At 34.4% G+C, this 16,768-nt stretch carries 16 protein-coding genes; 4 read left to right on the forward strand and 12 right to left on the reverse strand.

All coding sequences use genetic code 11. The annotated features are described in order from the left end of the window. Positions 1–4 precede the first annotated feature (4 nt). The gene (locus tag FVB9532_RS00590) at positions 5–1,123 is read left to right on the forward strand and encodes a DUF4625 domain-containing protein (RefSeq protein ID WP_150543271.1); all 1,119 of its coding nucleotides are present in this window, start codon (positions 5–7) and stop codon (positions 1,121–1,123) included. 68 nt (positions 1,124–1,191) lie between these two features. Beyond that, on the forward strand, positions 1,192–2,229 hold the full coding sequence (locus tag FVB9532_RS00595; RefSeq protein ID WP_150543272.1) for a succinylglutamate desuccinylase/aspartoacylase family protein: 1,038 nt from the start codon (positions 1,192–1,194) through the stop codon (positions 2,227–2,229). A 56-nt stretch (positions 2,230–2,285) separates the two neighbouring features. Here the strand turns inward: FVB9532_RS00595 and FVB9532_RS00600 are convergent, their stop codons facing one another. The 7 genes from FVB9532_RS00600 to FVB9532_RS00630 form a co-directional block, all read right to left on the reverse strand. After that, complete coding sequence (locus FVB9532_RS00600; RefSeq protein WP_150543273.1) at positions 2,286–3,749, reverse strand: sigma 54-interacting transcriptional regulator; 1,464 nt, start codon at positions 3,747–3,749, stop codon at positions 2,286–2,288. A gap of 58 nt (positions 3,750–3,807) precedes the next feature. Further along, a complete protein-coding gene (locus tag FVB9532_RS00605) occupies positions 3,808–4,179 on the reverse strand; it encodes an endonuclease domain-containing protein (protein WP_150543274.1) in 372 nt (123 codons plus the stop codon). Between the two features lie 50 nt (positions 4,180–4,229). Then, positions 4,230–5,351 (reverse strand): vWA domain-containing protein, encoded by a 1,122-nt coding sequence (locus FVB9532_RS00610; RefSeq protein WP_150543275.1) that lies wholly within the window; start codon positions 5,349–5,351, stop codon positions 4,230–4,232. 64 nt (positions 5,352–5,415) lie between these two features. Beyond that, complete coding sequence (locus FVB9532_RS00615; RefSeq protein WP_150543276.1) at positions 5,416–6,570, reverse strand: Fic family protein; 1,155 nt, start codon at positions 6,568–6,570, stop codon at positions 5,416–5,418. 195 nt (positions 6,571–6,765) lie between these two features. Beyond that, complete coding sequence (locus FVB9532_RS00620) at positions 6,766–8,094, reverse strand: MATE family efflux transporter (protein WP_150543277.1); 1,329 nt, start codon at positions 8,092–8,094, stop codon at positions 6,766–6,768. Positions 8,095–8,108: 14 nt separating this feature from the next. Continuing rightward, positions 8,109–8,621 carry an acyl-CoA thioesterase gene (locus FVB9532_RS00625; protein ID WP_150543278.1) on the reverse strand — a complete coding sequence of 171 codons (513 nt, stop codon included), beginning with the start codon at positions 8,619–8,621 and terminating at the stop codon, positions 8,109–8,111. Positions 8,622–8,714: 93 nt separating this feature from the next. Then, positions 8,715–9,701: an HU domain-containing protein gene (locus tag FVB9532_RS00630; protein WP_150543279.1), complete on the reverse strand. Its 987-nt coding sequence runs from the start codon at positions 9,699–9,701 to the stop codon at positions 8,715–8,717. Positions 9,702–9,800: 99 nt separating this feature from the next. Between FVB9532_RS00630 and dprA the strand changes: the two genes are divergently transcribed. Then, entirely contained in the window at positions 9,801–10,898 is a 1,098-nt protein-coding gene (gene dprA / locus FVB9532_RS00635; RefSeq protein ID WP_150543280.1) for a DNA-processing protein DprA, read from the forward strand. An 80-nt stretch (positions 10,899–10,978) separates the two neighbouring features. Here dprA and trpS read toward each other — a convergent pair whose 3' ends face one another. Further along, entirely contained in the window at positions 10,979–11,950 is a 972-nt protein-coding gene (trpS, locus tag FVB9532_RS00640; RefSeq protein ID WP_150543281.1) for a tryptophan--tRNA ligase, read from the reverse strand. Between the two features lie 73 nt (positions 11,951–12,023). On the opposite strand from trpS, the gene FVB9532_RS00645 reads away from it, so the two are divergent. Then, positions 12,024–12,770 carry a lysophospholipid acyltransferase family protein gene (locus tag FVB9532_RS00645; RefSeq protein WP_150543282.1) on the forward strand — a complete coding sequence of 249 codons (747 nt, stop codon included), beginning with the start codon at positions 12,024–12,026 and terminating at the stop codon, positions 12,768–12,770. A 73-nt stretch (positions 12,771–12,843) separates the two neighbouring features. Here the strand turns inward: FVB9532_RS00645 and FVB9532_RS00650 are convergent, their stop codons facing one another. From FVB9532_RS00650 to recA, 4 genes are all read right to left on the reverse strand, one after another. Next, the gene (locus tag FVB9532_RS00650) at positions 12,844–14,370 is read right to left on the reverse strand and encodes a hypothetical protein (protein WP_150543283.1); all 1,527 of its coding nucleotides are present in this window, start codon (positions 14,368–14,370) and stop codon (positions 12,844–12,846) included. Continuing rightward, entirely contained in the window at positions 14,367–14,915 is a 549-nt protein-coding gene (locus tag FVB9532_RS00655; RefSeq protein WP_150543284.1) for an RNA polymerase sigma factor, read from the reverse strand. The genes FVB9532_RS00650 and FVB9532_RS00655 overlap by 4 nt, the downstream gene beginning before the upstream one ends. Before the next feature lie 6 nt (positions 14,916–14,921). Further along, positions 14,922–15,344 (reverse strand): hypothetical protein, encoded by a 423-nt coding sequence (locus tag FVB9532_RS00660; RefSeq protein WP_150543285.1) that lies wholly within the window; start codon positions 15,342–15,344, stop codon positions 14,922–14,924. 120 nt (positions 15,345–15,464) lie between these two features. Continuing rightward, a complete protein-coding gene (recA, locus tag FVB9532_RS00665) occupies positions 15,465–16,478 on the reverse strand; it encodes a recombinase RecA (protein WP_150543532.1) in 1,014 nt (337 codons plus the stop codon). Between the last annotated feature and the right edge of the window lie 290 nt (positions 16,479–16,768).

The following is a 16,768-nucleotide window of genomic DNA, read 5'->3' on the forward strand; positions in this document are numbered from 1 at the left end:
AATTATGAAAATTTATAATAAAAATATATTTTATTTATTAACCCTAATTAGTATTTTAGGATTAACCTCTTGTAGTGACGACGATGACTCAAGCAATGGTCTTGATAATCAAGCTCCGGTAATTACCATTAATGAACCAACCCTAGATGAAGTTTTTGCAGTAGGAGGAGAGGTTCATTTAGATGTAGATTTAGAAGATGATGTAGAATTAGCTTCTTATAAAATTGAAGTTCATAACAACTTTGATGGTCATACCCACGGGAGACCTTCAGGAATTGTAGAAACCATCCCTTGGTCTTTCAACCATACCGAAGAATTAGAACCTGGTCAAACCAACCATCATCTTCATGAGCATTTAGAAGTGCCTGAAAATGCTGCAGAAGGAGCTTATCACTTAGGTATAATTGCATTAGACCAAGCCGGAAACCAAACAGAAGCTTACGTAGAAATAATCATAGGAGAAGATCATAGTGGAGAGGAACACGGCATCACGATCACAAATATTAATGTGGAAGATGCAAATAAAGGAGGTGAAGTACACGCTGAGGCAGCTATTACTGCTGAACACGGAATTGAAAGTGTTTCTGTAAATATTCATGGTCATGATCTTACTCCAGAAGGTAATGAGGAAGATTGGACTTTTGATGAGACCTTCTCTAACTATTCTGGAAATTCAGCAGAATTTCACGAGCATATTGATGTTCCAGCAAATGCAACTCCTGGTGAATATCATATGACTATTATCGTGATCGATACAGAAGGGCATACCCATGCAGAAGGAGTACATTTTCACGTAACTAATGCAGATAACAATGCAGATGCAATTGTTATCTCAGCACTAGATATTCCTGCTAACGTAAACGCAGGTTCAGAAATGCATGCGGAAACCACCATCAATGCAGAACACGGTGTGCAACATGTTCATGTTCATATTCACGCCGAAGGCTTTGAAGGTTGGAGTTTTGAAGAAGAATATGAGTATAATGGAGAAACTACTGTGAATTTTCACAAGCATATTGATGTACCTTCTAGCGCAGCCGCTGGAGAGTATCACTTTGAGTTAGAAGTGGAAGATACAGAAGGAAATGTAAATTCAGATTCAGGACATTTCGATATCAATTAATCAATAACACATAATAAGTTTTAAAACCAAGGTTGGTTCACTAACCTTGGTTTTAATTTTTTATAGCTATGAAAAAGTTTGTATTTACAGTATTTATATTAGTAAGTTTTTCTGCATTTTCCCAAAAGAGTTTTGAATTTGAAGGGAAATATATAGATCCGGGGAGTAAAGAGAGGTTTAATATTCAAGTTCCCTATGAAAATGATCAAACGACCTCTATTCCCGTAACAGTAATCCACGGTAAAGAAGATGGTCCTGTTTTAGGAATTACAGCCGGTGTCCATGGTTCTGAATACGTACCGATTGTTGCCGCACAAGAGTTTGCTAATAAAATAGACCCCAATCAAATTTCAGGAACTATTATCGTAGTTAATATTACCAATTTAGCTTCATTTTTAGAACGTAGTGTAAGGGTAAATCCTATTGATAGAAAAAATATAAATAGGATTTTTCCAGGGAACATGGAAGGTTCTGTTGCAGAAAAAATAGCTGCAATCATTTCTTCAAAAATTATAGCAAGGTCTGATTACTTTTTAGATTTACATGCCGGTGATACCAATAATGATTTAATCGCTTATGCAGGTTATTATAATTATGGATACCAAAAAGAAGTTTCTAAAAAATCTTTCGAACTTGCTAAAGCATTGGGCTTTGATATTATTGTGCAATTCGGAAATAAATATAAAATAGAAGATAAATCAACTTACTGTTCTAGGGAAGCTTATATGAGAGGTATTCCTGCTGCAGATATTGAATGTGGCAGAAGAGGAATAATAGAACCACGAGAAGTAGAAAGGGTGAAATTTGCACTGTTTAATGTTCTAAAACATTTAAAAATGGCTACAGGTGAACCTTTTTATCCAAAAGAAAATCTCATTGTAAATGAGCGAAAAAGTGTAAATAGCCAAAATGATGGTTTTTTCCATAGTCATATAAAACCTGGTCAATACATTAAAAAAGGAATGAAAATAGGATATGTTACTGATTTTTTTGGGGAAACCTTAGAAGAAATTTATTCACCTTGCGACGGATTTGTACTTTATAAAAGTTACAACCCTCCCATAAAAAAAGATCAAATTTTATTTAGTATAGCAGTAATTAAATAAACAGAAAAAGCTCTTTCGATGGAAAGAGCTTTTTTTATTAATTTGAAACGATGAGTTTACAGGTTATTAATGTAATTCCCATAGAGATCTTGAAACTGAATTCCTTTAGAGAATCGGTGTTTACTTAATTTGTTATAAGCGGTTAATCCCCACAACAAAAACTCGGTTAAGAAATAACGATCTTCCTCGCTGGTTTCCGGTTGATATTTATCGATGAGGTTTTGTAGAGGTTTGATGTCTTTTAGTGTTTCTTGGTATTCCTTTTCATTTAAATCGTCGGGTAACTCAACTCCGCTCGATTCAAAAAACCATTGTGTAACTTCATCATAAGGATTGTCTTCGTTCTGTTTTTCGAGTTTTTCAATCTTTGGAAATAATGTTGGAAAAATGCTTTTAATTGAATTTTCAATTAAATGTTGAGCAACAAACGCTGCACCTTCTTGTTCTCCTTCGTAAACCAATTCAACTTTCCCGGTAATCGATGGAATGACCCCCATAAAATCACCTAAACGAAGGGTTGTTTCAGTATCCCCATTTTTTAGAGTACGACGTTCTGCTGTACTCAATAAATTCTGAAATGCGGTAATACTCATCCGAGCACTAATTCCGCTTTTTTCATCTACATATTCGCTTTCCCGTGCTTCAAAACTAATTTGCTCTAAGATTTCCCGAGCTAAACCGGGTACTTTCACGTGATCTTTTTGATTAGCTTCCAAATTCGCTTCTTGCTCTGTAATGGTTTTTGCAATTTCTACGGTTTTCGGATAGTGCGTTAAAATTTGCGAACCAATTCTATCTTTTAACGGCGTGACAATACTACCACGATTGGTATAATCTTCGGGATTGGCAGTAAATATAAATTGAAGGTCTAACGGCATTCTTAATTTAAAGCCTCGAATTTGAATATCGCCTTCTTGCAAAATATTGAACAATGCCACCTGAATTCTTGCCTGTAAATCGGGTAATTCGTTGATCACAAAAATCCCACGATTTGCCCGTGGAATCATCCCAAAATGAATTACACGATCATCGGCATAACTCAGTTTTAAATTGGCAGCTTTAATGGGATCTACATCACCAATTAAATCGGCTACCGTTACATCGGGAGTCGCCAGTTTTTCTGAAAAACGCTCTTCGCGATGTAACCAAGAAATAGGTGTGTTATCTCCTTTTTCTTTTAAAGTTTCTTGGGCATATCTTGAAATGGGATGAAAAGGGTCATCGTTTATTTCTGAGCCTTCTACTACCGGAATATATTCATCCAATAATTTAACCATCAGTCGAGCTAAACGGGTTTTTGCCTGTCCTCGTAAACCTAGTAAGTTGATATTATGTTTGGAAAGAATAGCACGTTCTAATTCAGGAATTACGGTATCTTCATATCCATGAACACCTTCAAAAACTGTTTCGTTATTCTTTATTTTTTCAATTAAATTTTCACGAAGCTCTTCTTTGATGCTCTTACTTTGGTAACCTGCTTCTTTAAGTTCGCCAAAGGTTTTTATTTCTGTTAAATTCATAGTATTTTTTATTTTACATCCCTCCCCGGCCCTCCCTTCGAAGGGAGGGAGGAACATTTTATGTGTTTTGATTTAATTCTTCTATGTAGTTAAGTATTCTTTGTTTTACAGAAGTTATCTTACTAAAAACTTCTTCATTAGTGAATCTTAAAAAAGAAACTCCATGTTTTTCAATTTCTCCTTGTCTTTTAGCGTCTTCTATAAAATTATATTTATGAATTTTTCCATCTATTTCTATAGCTAGCCCGATTTCATGGCAATAAAAATCAACAATATAATTTAGCAGAGGAACTTGTCGGTGAAATTCTACTCCCAAAGATTTTTTACGAATATGTTGCCATACTAAATCTTCAGCAGGAGTCATATTTTTTCTCAGCTCTCTAGCTCTAATTTTAAGATTTTTATTATATGGTATTATTTTATTCGCCATCAAAATTTAATTTAGCCCCTCTTTTGAAGAGGGGTTGGGGAGATGTTAATTTATCGTATTCTCTTTTTCCTATTCGATTCATAATCTTCAAAAATCATTTCTCCTAAACCACCTAAGCCCGTATAGTAGGCTTTTCCTTGATTAGACTCGGTAAACTCATCTACAAATTGCTGTAAATACGGGTCGGAAGTAATCATAAACGTGGTGATGGGAATATTCAGTTTTCGAGCTTGTGCCGCCATATTGTAACATTTGTTCGTGATGTACGGGTCAAGTCCCATCGAGTTTTTATAATAAGTTCCATCAGGCATTCTTAGGCAGCTTGGCTTTCCATCGGTAATCATAAAAATTTGCTTGTTGGCGTTTCTCTTTCGGCGTAAAATATCCATCGCCAATTGCATTCCGGCGACTGTATTGGTATGAAAAGGGCCGACTTGCAAATACGGTAAATCCTTAATTTGTATAGGCCACGCGTCATTTCCGAAGACAATAATATCGAGGGTGTCTTTAGGGTAACGTGTTAAAATTAATTCTGAAAGTGCCATTGCCACTTTCTTGGCCGGCGTAATACGATCTTCACCATACAAAATCATACTGTGACTAATATCAATCATTAACACCGTACTCATTTGTGATTTAAACTGACTGTCTTCTACAACCAAATCGTTTTCAGATAAGTTGAAATTACCGATACCGTGATTAATTTGGGCGTTTTTCAAACTTTCGGTCATCGAAATTCGGTCTAAACCATCACCATATTGATAATCCCTTAATTCACCGGTACTGTCATCACTATTTCCGCTATGCTTGGTTTTGTGGTTCCCGGAATTTCCCTTTCGCATTTTTCCAAAAATTTGGTTCAATGCACGTTGCCGAATGGCTTTTTCGGTTTTTGAGGTAATTTCCATCGCGCCTTTACCATCAGGCTTTATTCGTTCTTGGATATAGCCTTTCGCCTTTAGATCTTCAATAAAATCATCTATGGTATAATCGGGCGTGGTCAGTTCATATTCCTTATCCAATTGTCGTAACCAGTCGATGGCTTCATCAAAATCTCCCGAAGTATAGGTAATAAGCTCTTTAAAAATTTCAAAAAGCTTTTCAAAAGGAGTTTGGTGCGGTGCTTGGTAAGTTTTAAATATAAATCCTCTGCTAACTTCATCTCTTTTCATAGCTTAAAATTACGACATTTTTAAGGCAATTCTAAGTGCACAGGTGTTAAACTGATTTTAATAATTATTCTTTTAAAGGTATAAAAGACTCTTTAGCTAACATTTTTATTATTCCCCTAATTAGAAAATTATTTGCGAAGTTTATGTAATATTTTCTAGAATTATTTTTCTCAGATTGTAACATATTCTTTTGTTTTAATTCTCTAATCATCCTAGAAATAGCTGGTGATAATTTTTTAGGAAAAATTTCTTGAATATCAGAATTTTGAAATGATTGTAATTCAATTGCTTTATTTAAAATTTTGGATTCTTGCCTATTAATGTATTTCATTTCTAATGAATATTTAATTGCTGGAACTAAAATTTTATCTTTCAGATAAGAATAGTCACTTAGATTATCAATTTTATCAATTTCATTTTTTAAACCTTCTAATACATATGTACACCATTTCTCAACATCTTTATAATTACCTGAATCTGCTAAAGAGAGGTTAGTGTTATATAAGTTCCTATCAAAGCAAAATACAGCAGTTGGATTAAGAATTCTGCCTATATTTACATTGAACCCTTGTTTTAATAGCATTGCATAGGTAAATAATCTTCCTGTTCTACCATTACCATTACTAAATGGATGAATCCACATAAACCTATGGTGGGCTAAAGCCACTTTTAATAAATCATACTTCGGAGGATCATCATTATTTACAAAGTCTATTAAATTTTCCATATATTCTTTTACTTGAAAGTTTGTTTCTGGAGGAATATGTTTAGCTCCTTTTATGTAAACTTTACAGTCTCTGTAAGTACCGGGTGTCGAGTCTCCTTCTCCTTTAGGTGGAGGAGAAAGCTTATCAACAATTTTTGAATGAATATCTTTAATTAAATCGAGCGTAACACCTCTTTCTTTTACATATTCATCTACATATTGCATTGCTAATTCTATATTTCTAATCTCTTGGATATTTTCATTAGCAATAGGTCTATTTTCAATTTTAGTTTCAATAAATTCAGAAATTGTGGTATTATTTCCTTCAATTCTTGCAGAACCTATACTTTCTAGGGTGTGAAATATATTTTTTAATTGGAAGAATATTTCTGGGTGTGTTGAGCCCGATAGGGTTTTTCTTCTTAAATGTTCTAATTCAACTACCAAATCTATCAAAGGGGAGTCAAATGTTGGCTCGATAATTTTTAATTCTAAATGTTTAAAATCAGCCATGTTTATTAACATAAGTTGTTGGGAAAATATAACAAGTGATGCTTGGTAAATGTAACAAAAAAAATATAAAGAGTTGTTATCTATTAATATATAAAGTTTTAATGTTTTAATAAAGTAACAATTGTAAAATTTATGAAGTAACAATTATTGTTTTGAAAATATAACATGGGGAAAATATTTTCTTCGGTAAAACGTTTAGTTTTTCAAATATTTTCTTCGGAATTTAATAACCAAAGTAGAACTTCTAATGAGCATCCAAACTAGGAAACCGAGCCAAATGGCATAGAGTTTTAAACCGAAATAATCAGCAATCAACAAAGTAGGAGTAAAGCCTAAAAAGGTAGCAGCAAGCAAAACATTTCGAAGGTATTTGGCTTCCCCCAAACCTTTAAAAATTCCATCAAACATAAAAGCAATCGCATTGATAGGTTGCATTAAAAGTACCAACCAAAAAACGGAAGAAAATAAGGCAAGTACGGTGGCTTCTTTATTAAAAATGAGTCCAATTTCGTTGTAGAAAAGTCCGCATATCGCCACTAAAATTAAAGCGATAAATACGGCATATTTACAAATATCTTTACTTAGGTTCCACAGTCTAACATAATCTTTTGCACCAAGTAAACGACCACCAATTGCATTTCCCGCATTGGCATAACCATCGATAAAGAAAGAGAAAAACAACCAAATATTCATCAAAATACTCTGTGCCGCGATATAGTTTTTTCCATAGTCGGTTGCGTAAGCATTGGCTAAATAAATAGCGAAATTAAGGGCTGCTGTTCTTACAAAAAGATTAGCTGCCATGACTAAGAGCGGTTTCATCTGCGGATTCAGATTGAAACTAAGTTTTAGGTGAAAAGGTGTTTTTTTGAAAAAGAAATAAAAAGCCATCATCAACATTGTAGCCTGTGCAGCAAGACTTGCATAAGCTGCTCCTTTGAGATGAAGCGGAGGAATAAAGCCTTCAATTCCATAGACGAGCACATAATCTAATCCAATATTTACGGCAGCTCCTGCCAAGCTGCATTTCATCGCCCAAAGTGTATTTTGTAAACCACGGAAAACTCCAAAAATGGCAAAGGTCACCAATGTTAACGGATAACCCATAGCACGAATTGTATAATAATCTTCGGTATAGGTTAAGATTAAACCTTCTGCATTATAGGCACTAAAAATACTTTCAGCAAAAAAAGCAGTAGTAGCATAAATTACTAAACTTAAAATGAGGTTGAAAATAATTGCTTGCGGAATTAAAGTCTTCACTGCATGAACCCGATTAGCACCCAAATGCTGAGAAACAATTGCAGAAATAGCCGTTTTAGTTTGGGCGACAATCCAAATAATAGCCGAAAGAAAAGAACCCACAATTCCTGCGGCCGCTAATGCTTCCACCGAATTTTCTCTAATATTACCAATTACAGCTATATCGGTTAAAGAAATAAGCGGTTCGGCAATTCCCGCAATAATGGCCGGGATTGCAATTTTATTAATTTCTTTAAAAGAAACTTTAGGAGTTGTGGCCATAGAGCATGGCTTTTTTAGTCTTCAAATAGAGCTTTCAGTTCGGTGGCTTCACTAGGTTTTAATTTTCCGGCAAGTACCAAACTTAGTTGTTTTCTTCGTAAGGCAGCGTCGTACCGTTCTTTTTCAATTTCGGTTTCCGGTTCAATCGCAGGAACAGGAACGGGCATACCAGAATCATCTACAGCTACAAATGTATAAATGGCATCGTTGGCTTTGGAACGCAATCCACTTTCACGGTCTTCTATCCATACATCGATCACTACTTCCATCGAGCTTTTAAAAGCACGGGAAAGTTTCGCTTCTACGGTTACCACACTTCCTAAGGGAATCATTTTTTTAAACGCCACGTGATTTACCGAAGCAGTTACTACAATTCTTCGGCTATGACGACGTGCGGCTATACTTGCAGCACGGTCCATACGGGCTAACAATTCGCCACCAAAAAGATTGTTTAACGGATTGGTTTCACTGGGCAAAACCAGGTCGGTTAAAATAGTATGGGATTCTTGGGGATGTTTTGGCTGCATTTTTTTCTGCAAAGGTAATCTTTTGTGCTAAAACAAAAATTGATGCTCAGTAAAAGCATCAATTTTAAAGAAATTTTATAAGTATAGAAAAATTTACAATTCTTGGACCAATAACCAAGCTTCTTGATTTTCGGTATTTTTTATGTTTTTCAATGCTTTTAAAGCTTCGAGGCGGTTTTTGTGACTACTATAAATTACTTGATGTAATCCATATTTATTAGTCCCAATTTCACGGGCATTAAATCCTTTTTCCTGTAATTGATTTACTTTTTTGGTAGCATTTTCTTGTTCTCTAAAAGCACCGGCTACAATATGATAGTTTCCAGACTCGTGGGCTACTTTAAAAGTTACTTCGGGCAACGGATTACTAATTACAAAGGTTGCTTCTTGTATTTGAGATTCAATTTGCTTTTCAGCTTTTTGCTGTTCTGCAATATTGTGTTCTTTAATATCGTTGCTGTAATAATTGGCTCCTAAAAAGCCGGCTAAACCAATGGCTATTGCTCCAACCGCAGCATATCTCCAAACCGGAGATTTTGTTTTTCGGTTTTCTTCTGAGGTAGAAATTTTTTCTGAAACAGTAGCGGAAGCAACTTCATCTTGAGAAGTATCCTCTTCAACCTTAGAAAGTATAGTATTTTTTTCTTCAACGATTTCTTCTTCTCTTTCAATGAGATTAGAAGTAAAGGTAGAAAGACCAAAAGATTCAGCTAAATAGTTGTTATGGTAGAAAGGTTGAAATAGTACTTTTTCTTCTTCTAAAGAGAATGTTCCTATCTCATCTAAAATTACTTCTTTGTAATTTTCTAGGGTATGAGAAAGGTTTTCTACAAATTCGGTTACTTTCTGGTTGGCTTCACTGTAAGAAATCTCTTCCGCTTTAGCAATATAATTAGCTAACACACCATCGTTTTCAGAAAGTTGTTTGTTGAAAGAAATTGCTTTTTTAGGAGGATAAAACGCATGGGTAGATTCATGAACCTCTGCAGGTTTACGTTTAGCCAAAAATGCTCCAAAACCGGGCATCACTACGCATTCGTAACGATAAAGTAATTCTTTTAAATACAGCTCTACTCTCATAATTTCAAAGTTAGTTTATTTTCAGTTTTTATGAAATATGGAGAGTGAATTTTATTAACAAATCTTTTTCTTTATTTTTAGACTTATATTTTCTTCATAATGAGTGAATCAGAGTTAATTTATTTATTAGCGCTGCAACGAATTCCAAATATCGGAGACGTTACAGCAAAAAAATTAGTGCATCATTTTGGTTCTGCCAAAGCAATTTTTGAAACAAAGAAGTCAAAGATAATGGCAGTAGAAGGTATTGGAGAACGGACTGCAGCTTTGTTGGATTTTTCCTCTTATGAAAGGGAAGTCATGCAAGAACTGGAATTTATAAATACAGCCGATATTAAGGTAAAGTATTTTCAGGATAATGATTATCCGCAGCGGCTCAAACATTGTATTGATGCCCCTATTTTACTTTTTGAAAAAGGAACTATAGACCTTCAGCAGAAAAAGATCATTAGTATTGTGGGAACACGAAAAGCGACCACCCATGGAACTGCTTTTTGCGAGCAACTCATTGAAGACTTAGCTCCATTAAATCCGGTGATTGTTTCGGGATTTGCGTACGGAATTGATATTTGTGCTCATAAAGCAGCTTTGGCCAATAATTTACAGACCATAGGGTGTATGGCGCATGGATTGAATCAAATTTATCCGAAAGCGCATAAAAAGTATGAAAAAGAAGTGTTGAAAAACGGCGGCTTTATTTCTGATTTTTGGAGCGACAAAACCTTTGACCGAAAAAACTTTTTAAAACGTAACCGAATCATTGCCGGTTTAAGTGAAGCTACCATTGTGATTGAAAGCGCTGAAAAAGGAGGTTCTCTAGTGACGGCAGACATAGCCAACTCTTATAATCGAGAAGTTTTTGCATTGCCCGGAAGGCCTACAGATATTTTAAGCAAAGGTTGTAATGAACTTATTAAGCATCAAAAAGCGCAAATGATTACTTCTGCTACAGATTTGATTTTTTATTTGGGATGGGAATTAGAACCACAGCAGCCAAAACAAACCCAACTTTTTGTTGAGCTTTCTCCCGAAGAAGAAAAAGTTTTAAGTCAGCTCAAAGATTTAGGAAAAACAGAATTAGATGTGTTAGCTCTAGCTTGCCAAATGCCCACGTTTGAAATTACCACCTATCTTTTAAACCTTGAATTAAATGGTTTGGTAAGACCTTTACCTGGTAAGATGTTTGAAGCGATTTAAGTTATAGTTTGTAAAAAAACCGCAACAAGTAGTACATAATTACTATATGTTGCGGTTTTTTTAATTATAAAGAGATAGGTTTAATATCCCAATTTAGTCCTTACCCTATCCAAGACTTCGTTGGCTATTTTTCTAGCTTTTTCAGCTCCTTTTTCTAAAGCTGCATCAACTTCGTTAAGGTTATTCATATAATAATGATAAGCTTCCCTTTCTTTCGCATATTTTTCAACTAAAAGTTCGTATAAAGCTTGCTTGGCGTGACCATAGCCGTAATTACCACCTAAATAGTTTTTACGCATTTCTGCGGTTTGCTCTTCTGAAGCAATAATTTTATAAAGGTTGAAAACGTTACAAGTGTCGGGATCTTTAGGCTCTTCAAGCGGTGTGCTATCGGTTTGAATAGCCATCACTTGTTTTCTAAGCTTTTTATCTGGTAAAAATAAATTGATGTAATTATCTGCAGATTTACTCATTTTATTACCGTCGGTGCCTGGGATATACTTGGAGTTTTCTTCAATCTTAGCTTCAGGCAAGACAAAAACATCTTCCCCCATTTGTGCGTGAAAACGAGAAGCTACATCACGTGTCATTTCAATATGTTGAAGTTGGTCTTTACCTACCGGAACAAACTCAGCATCGTAGGCCAAAATATCGGCGGCCATTAACATGGGATACGTAAAGAGTCCTGAATTTACATCGGCCAAACGATCGGCTTTGTCTTTAAATGAATGTGCTAAAGTCAAACGTTGGTAAGGGAAAAAGCAACTTAAATACCAAGAAAGTTCAGTCACTTGTGGTATATCACTTTGTCTATAAAAGACTGTTTTTTCAATATCTAAACCAAAAGCCAGCCATGTAGCTGCCACAGAATAGGTGTTTTCTCGTAAAGTAGGAGCGTCTTTTATTTGCGTAAGGGTATGTAAATTCGCAATAAATAAAAAAGAATCGTTGTTAGAATCGTTTGCCAAATTGATGGCAGGAATAATAGCTCCTAGTAAGTTTCCTAAATGTGGAGTCCCTGTACTTTGTACTCCGGTTAGTATTCTTGACATTTTGAATAATTTTTTTGTAAAGGTAAATGTTTTATCATTTTCAATGCATACAATTTAGTACTTTTGAAGGTATATGAGCTTTTTTAGAAAAATTCTAATCACTATTTGGCGCATTTGGTTTTATATCCTTATTGCCGTACCTATTATTGTGATGTTTCCTTTTTTGTTGTTATTTACTTCAAAGGAAAAATACTATCCGCAGTTTTTCTTTTTAGCTCGTATTTGGGCAAATATTATTTTATACGGAATGGGTTTTTACCCAATCGTGAAAAAGCTTGAAAGTCCGCAAAAAGGAAAAAGCTACATGTTTGTAGCCAATCATACTTCGATGATCGATATTATGCTCATGTTGAGTATTGTTAAAAATCCGTTTGTTTTTGTGGGGAAGAAAGAGTTGGCAAAGTTTCCGGTGTTTGGGTTTTTCTATAAGCGTACCTGTATTTTAGTAGATCGCGGAAATGTAAAAAGTAGAAATGAAGTTTTTCAGCAAGCGCAACGAAGATTGAAACAAGGCGTTAGTATTTGTATTTTCCCGGAAGGAGGCGTACCCGATGATGAGTCTGTTTTACTGGATACATTTAAGGATGGAGCTTTTCGATTAGCTATCGATCATCAAATACCGATTGTGCCTTTGGTATTTTACGATAATAAAAAGCGTTTTTCATATACTTTTTTTAGTGGTTCTTTAGGGAAGATGAGAGCCAAAATATTACCATTCTTCTCTACTGAAAACTTAAATCAAACACATAAAAAGCAGTTAAAAGAAAATGTGTGGGAAGCGATTTATACAGAACTTAAAAATGAAGAAACTTCAGCATAAAAAAGAAAAGGAGCCAAAACCACTTGACTCCCTTTGCTCATCATTGCAATTTTAAAAAACTAACTAAAAAAACTTAAAATTTAAAACTAAAGCCTGTATATACTCCAAAATAGTATGGCTTAAAGTTGTTGATGTTATTATTAAATCCGTTGAGTTGATATTTAAAAGTAGGCTCTAAATTCAAGTCAAACTGTTTACTCAAATTATAATTTAAGCCTAGCCCCACATTCGTGGTGAAACTTACATTGTTGAGGTTATTGGCTTCGCCAAGGGATAGTTGACCTTCTCCAGAGTTAATAACGACGGCATTATTGTCTAGAAATAATGTGCTTGCGCCCCCGATCAAGTTGATACCAAATTTTTTATTTAATAAGGCATATTCTATTTCTAGAGGAACTTCGATATATCCCAGTTGTTGGTTAATAGTTCCTTGGGAGAAATTATTAAATTGTTCCTGCCCGAATTCATTGGTAATTGCATCTGAATTTGTTTGGGGCCTTGCCGTAGAAACCACTTCAATACTTTCGTTAGATGGAGAATTAATTCCTTCCAATTGTATGGCATTTACCGCTGGGGAAAAAGCAATATTATTTACATTGTAACTCATATTAACTTTGCTAACACCAGAACGAACCTTTAATTTTTCAGAAATGCTATAAGCAAAGTTTACACCGTAAGCCATGCTAAGTTCTCCACTAGAACTATTGTTGGCCAAGCTTTTATCTAAACTGTTACCTCCGTTTAAACTTCCGTAGTAAATAGGGGAGACATTAGGTTTAATTAACCATTTAGATAAATTTTGTTGTTCGTTTTCTTTTTCTTCGCTGTTTTTTTCCTCATCCTTGGTTTCTTCAATTTCTTTAGCAGCAGCTACTAGAGATTTTTTATCCTCTTCGTTTTCTTCAGTTATGGTTTTATTTTTATCAATAAAGTTATTTTCTTCTGTAGAATTATTTTCTGCTAGACTGTTTTTTTCAGAAGAAGTTGTAGCCGGTTCTAAGTTTGATTTATTGGGGGAGTTGTTAGGATGAATTTCTGAAGTGTTTTGTTTTTCGGAAACAATCCCGTTTGAGTTTTTATTCGTAGAATTTCTAGTTCCAGTTGAAGCCACCTTCCCAGAATTAGGGAAGGAACTGCTTGTAACTGAAGAATTCTTTTCAACAAGACGATTTGAATTAGCCTTTACCTTTGGAGTGTTTGTGATATCTTGCTGAAAATTCTTAGGGTTTTGGGTTTGGGGTTGTATGGTATTTTCTGTTTTTTCAATTACATTTTCACCGCTAGCATAAGTATTTGTAGTTTTACTTTTTGCTGGCTGAAAGGGCTCATTGGTTTTTTGATTATCGTTTTCCTTAACCTTTTCTGTAGCGTTAACTACATTATTTTTATTACTATCTAACCAAAAGTTTCCTGCCAAAAAAACAAGGGCGAGAACGGCAGCAGCTCCTGCAATTCTGTACCACCAGATAGGGATTACTTTGCGGTCCTTTTCTTTTTCAAGTTCACTTTTGATGTTTTTCCATACGTTTTCACTAGGAACTGCTTCAAAATCTTTGAACTTCTCTTGAAAAAGCCGGTCTATGTTTTTATTTTCCTTCATTTTACAGAAGTTGCGCTATTATTTTCATTATTAAAATTTTCAACCTTGATTTTTAAAATTTGTCTTGCTCTTGCCAAGTTAGATTTAGATGTTCCTACAGAAATATTCATTGTTTTAGCTATTTCTTTATGGGAAAAACCATCTAAAGCATAGAGGTTAAAAACCATTCGGTAACGATCGGGTAACTCTTGTATTATTTTTAATAAAAAAGGTAACGGGAGTTGATCGTTATCTATTTCTACTTCGGGTTCTTTTAATGCCTGTTCATCTATAATTTGAAAAACGTCTTGTTTTCTATACCGTTGTAATGCTGTATTAATTACAATTCGTTTTAGCCAACCTTCAAAAGAACCTTTGTTTTTATATTGAGCTATTTTTTTAAAAATGGTTAAAAAAGCATCTTGAAGATTATCTTCTGCTTCTTGAAAATTTCGAGAATACTTTATACTTACCGCAAACAATTTCTGAGCATAAAGCTTATATAATTGTTCTTGCGATTTTAAATCTTGCTTTTTACATTTTTGTATGAGTTGCTCAATACTCAATTTATACTATTCTATTTTAACAGGAATTCGCTTTGTTAAAAAAATATCCTCTTCGTTTGCATTGATGCCTTGCCAGAACTTAAATATATAATAATCTTGTCTAATTACTTCAAACGGAAGCTTTTTGGTGGCTAGTTCATCTTCTAAATCTTCACAGTTATTTTCATTTAAATAAACTCGATTAACTACATAAATTTTTCTCTCATTGGTGTCTTTAGTGTATTCAAACCATTCAAAGGTGTGACAATCAGACGCTCTTTCATAAGTTATTTCAAAATCATAAGTATGTCCATAGGTAAGTGTGTCAGGTAGGCTAACACTATCTATAGGAGCAAGTTCAAAAGCATAAGTGGGGTTAACCTCATCATCCAGCGAGCAGCTAAAAATACTGCCCAAAATTACTAATAAAACTAAAAAATTCCTCTTCATCGTTCAGGGGTAAAATAGGGTTTATATTAGGTAGATACAATTAAAATGGAATGGTTGCGTAAAGCACAAAAAAATCCCGTGATTACGGGATTTTAATTAATTTTTATGAATTCTTATTGATTAAGATTTTGCTAATTTAATGGCATCTGTAATTTTAGTCTCCAGTTCTTCCATTAATTCAGGATTGTCTTTCAGTAAAGTTTTAACCGCATCACGGCCCTGTCCTAATTTAGTATCTTCGTAACTAAACCAAGAACCACTTTTCTTGACAATTTCATAATCTACACCAATATCAATTACTTCTCCTACTTTAGAGATACCTTCACCGTACATGATGTCGAATTCAGCAGTTTTAAAAGGAGGGGCAACTTTATTTTTTACAACTTTTACCCGTGTTTTATTACCCAACACATCGCTATTGCTGTTTTTTATTTGTGTAGATCTTCTAATATCTAACCTCACAGAAGCGTAAAATTTAAGGGCATTACCTCCTGTCGTTGTTTCGGGATTTCCAAACATTACTCCAATTTTTTCCCTTAATTGGTTAATGAAAATAACGGTACAATTGGTTTTGCTAATGGAAGAAGTAAGTTTTCTTAATGCTTGAGACATTAACCGGGCGTGAAGGCCCATTTTAGAATCTCCCATTTCTCCTTCAATTTCACTTTTAGGAGTTAATGCCGCTACAGAATCGATCACAATAATATCGATAGCACCAGATCTAATTAGGTTGTCTGCAATTTCTAGCGCTTGTTCACCGTGGTCTGGCTGAGAGATGATTAAGTTTTCAATATCAATACCAAGCTTTTCCGCATAAGTACGGTCAAAAGCGTGTTCTGCATCTATAAAAGCAGCAATACCTCCGGATTTTTGCGCTTCAGCAATTGCATGTAGGGTTAAGGTAGTTTTACCAGAAGATTCTGGACCGTAAATTTCAATTACTCGACCTCTAGGGTAACCGCCTACGCCAAGAGCTAAATCTAACCCTAAAGATCCTGAAGGAATGGCATCTACATCCTGTACGGCTTGGTCACTCATTTTCATGACCGTACCTTTACCGTAAGTTTTATCTAATTTATCTAGCGTTAGTTTTAACGCCTTTAATTTTGCATCTTTCTCGTTGTCTTTACTCATAATCTTTTTAAAAGGCTTTGTATTTTTCTCTGATTGAAGAAATGCTAAAATACTATAAGTTTTTGTGATTACCATTTGCCACGCAACCTTTTTTAATTTTTTGTATCTATGAAGTAAAGCAAGAGAACATAAATGAAATTTCTCAAAAGAAATATTCTTTTAAATTCTGTTGGCCAAGCAATTACAGTTTTTTATATCTGTAATTGTAAGGTCGATGGAGGTTAACGTTCATAATTAAATTTTGAAACAATGTTAAAATTGAATTTAAGAAATTTATTAATAACGAATTA

The sequence above is a fragment of the Mesonia oceanica genome (genome assembly GCF_902499555.1).
GTDB lineage: Bacteria > Bacteroidota > Bacteroidia > Flavobacteriales > Flavobacteriaceae > Mesonia > Mesonia oceanica.

Bases quoted from the DNA above. Each gene is read 5' to 3' on its own strand.
- recA (WP_150543532.1), bottom strand. From the start codon at position 16,478: ATGAGTAAAGACAACGAGAAAGATGCAAAATTAAAGGCGTTAAAACTA.
- dprA (WP_150543280.1), top strand. From the start codon at position 9,801: ATGAGTGAATCAGAGTTAATTTATTTATTAGCGCTGCAACGAATTCCA.
- FVB9532_RS00595 (WP_150543272.1), top strand. From the start codon at position 1,192: ATGAAAAAGTTTGTATTTACAGTATTTATATTAGTAAGTTTTTCTGCA.
- FVB9532_RS00625 (WP_150543278.1), bottom strand. From the start codon at position 8,621: ATGCAGCCAAAACATCCCCAAGAATCCCATACTATTTTAACCGACCTG.
- trpS (WP_150543281.1), bottom strand. From the start codon at position 11,950: ATGTCAAGAATACTAACCGGAGTACAAAGTACAGGGACTCCACATTTA.
- FVB9532_RS00650 (WP_150543283.1), bottom strand. From the start codon at position 14,370: ATGAAGGAAAATAAAAACATAGACCGGCTTTTTCAAGAGAAGTTCAAA.
- FVB9532_RS00630 (WP_150543279.1), bottom strand. From the start codon at position 9,701: ATGAGAGTAGAGCTGTATTTAAAAGAATTACTTTATCGTTACGAATGC.
- FVB9532_RS00660 (WP_150543285.1), bottom strand. From the start codon at position 15,344: ATGAAGAGGAATTTTTTAGTTTTATTAGTAATTTTGGGCAGTATTTTT.
- FVB9532_RS00590 (WP_150543271.1), top strand. From the start codon at position 5: ATGAAAATTTATAATAAAAATATATTTTATTTATTAACCCTAATTAGT.
- FVB9532_RS00605 (WP_150543274.1), bottom strand. From the start codon at position 4,179: ATGGCGAATAAAATAATACCATATAATAAAAATCTTAAAATTAGAGCT.
- FVB9532_RS00620 (WP_150543277.1), bottom strand. From the start codon at position 8,094: ATGGCCACAACTCCTAAAGTTTCTTTTAAAGAAATTAATAAAATTGCA.
- FVB9532_RS00645 (WP_150543282.1), top strand. From the start codon at position 12,024: ATGAGCTTTTTTAGAAAAATTCTAATCACTATTTGGCGCATTTGGTTT.
- FVB9532_RS00610 (WP_150543275.1), bottom strand. From the start codon at position 5,351: ATGAAAAGAGATGAAGTTAGCAGAGGATTTATATTTAAAACTTACCAA.
- FVB9532_RS00615 (WP_150543276.1), bottom strand. From the start codon at position 6,570: ATGGCTGATTTTAAACATTTAGAATTAAAAATTATCGAGCCAACATTT.
- FVB9532_RS00600 (WP_150543273.1), bottom strand. From the start codon at position 3,749: ATGAATTTAACAGAAATAAAAACCTTTGGCGAACTTAAAGAAGCAGGT.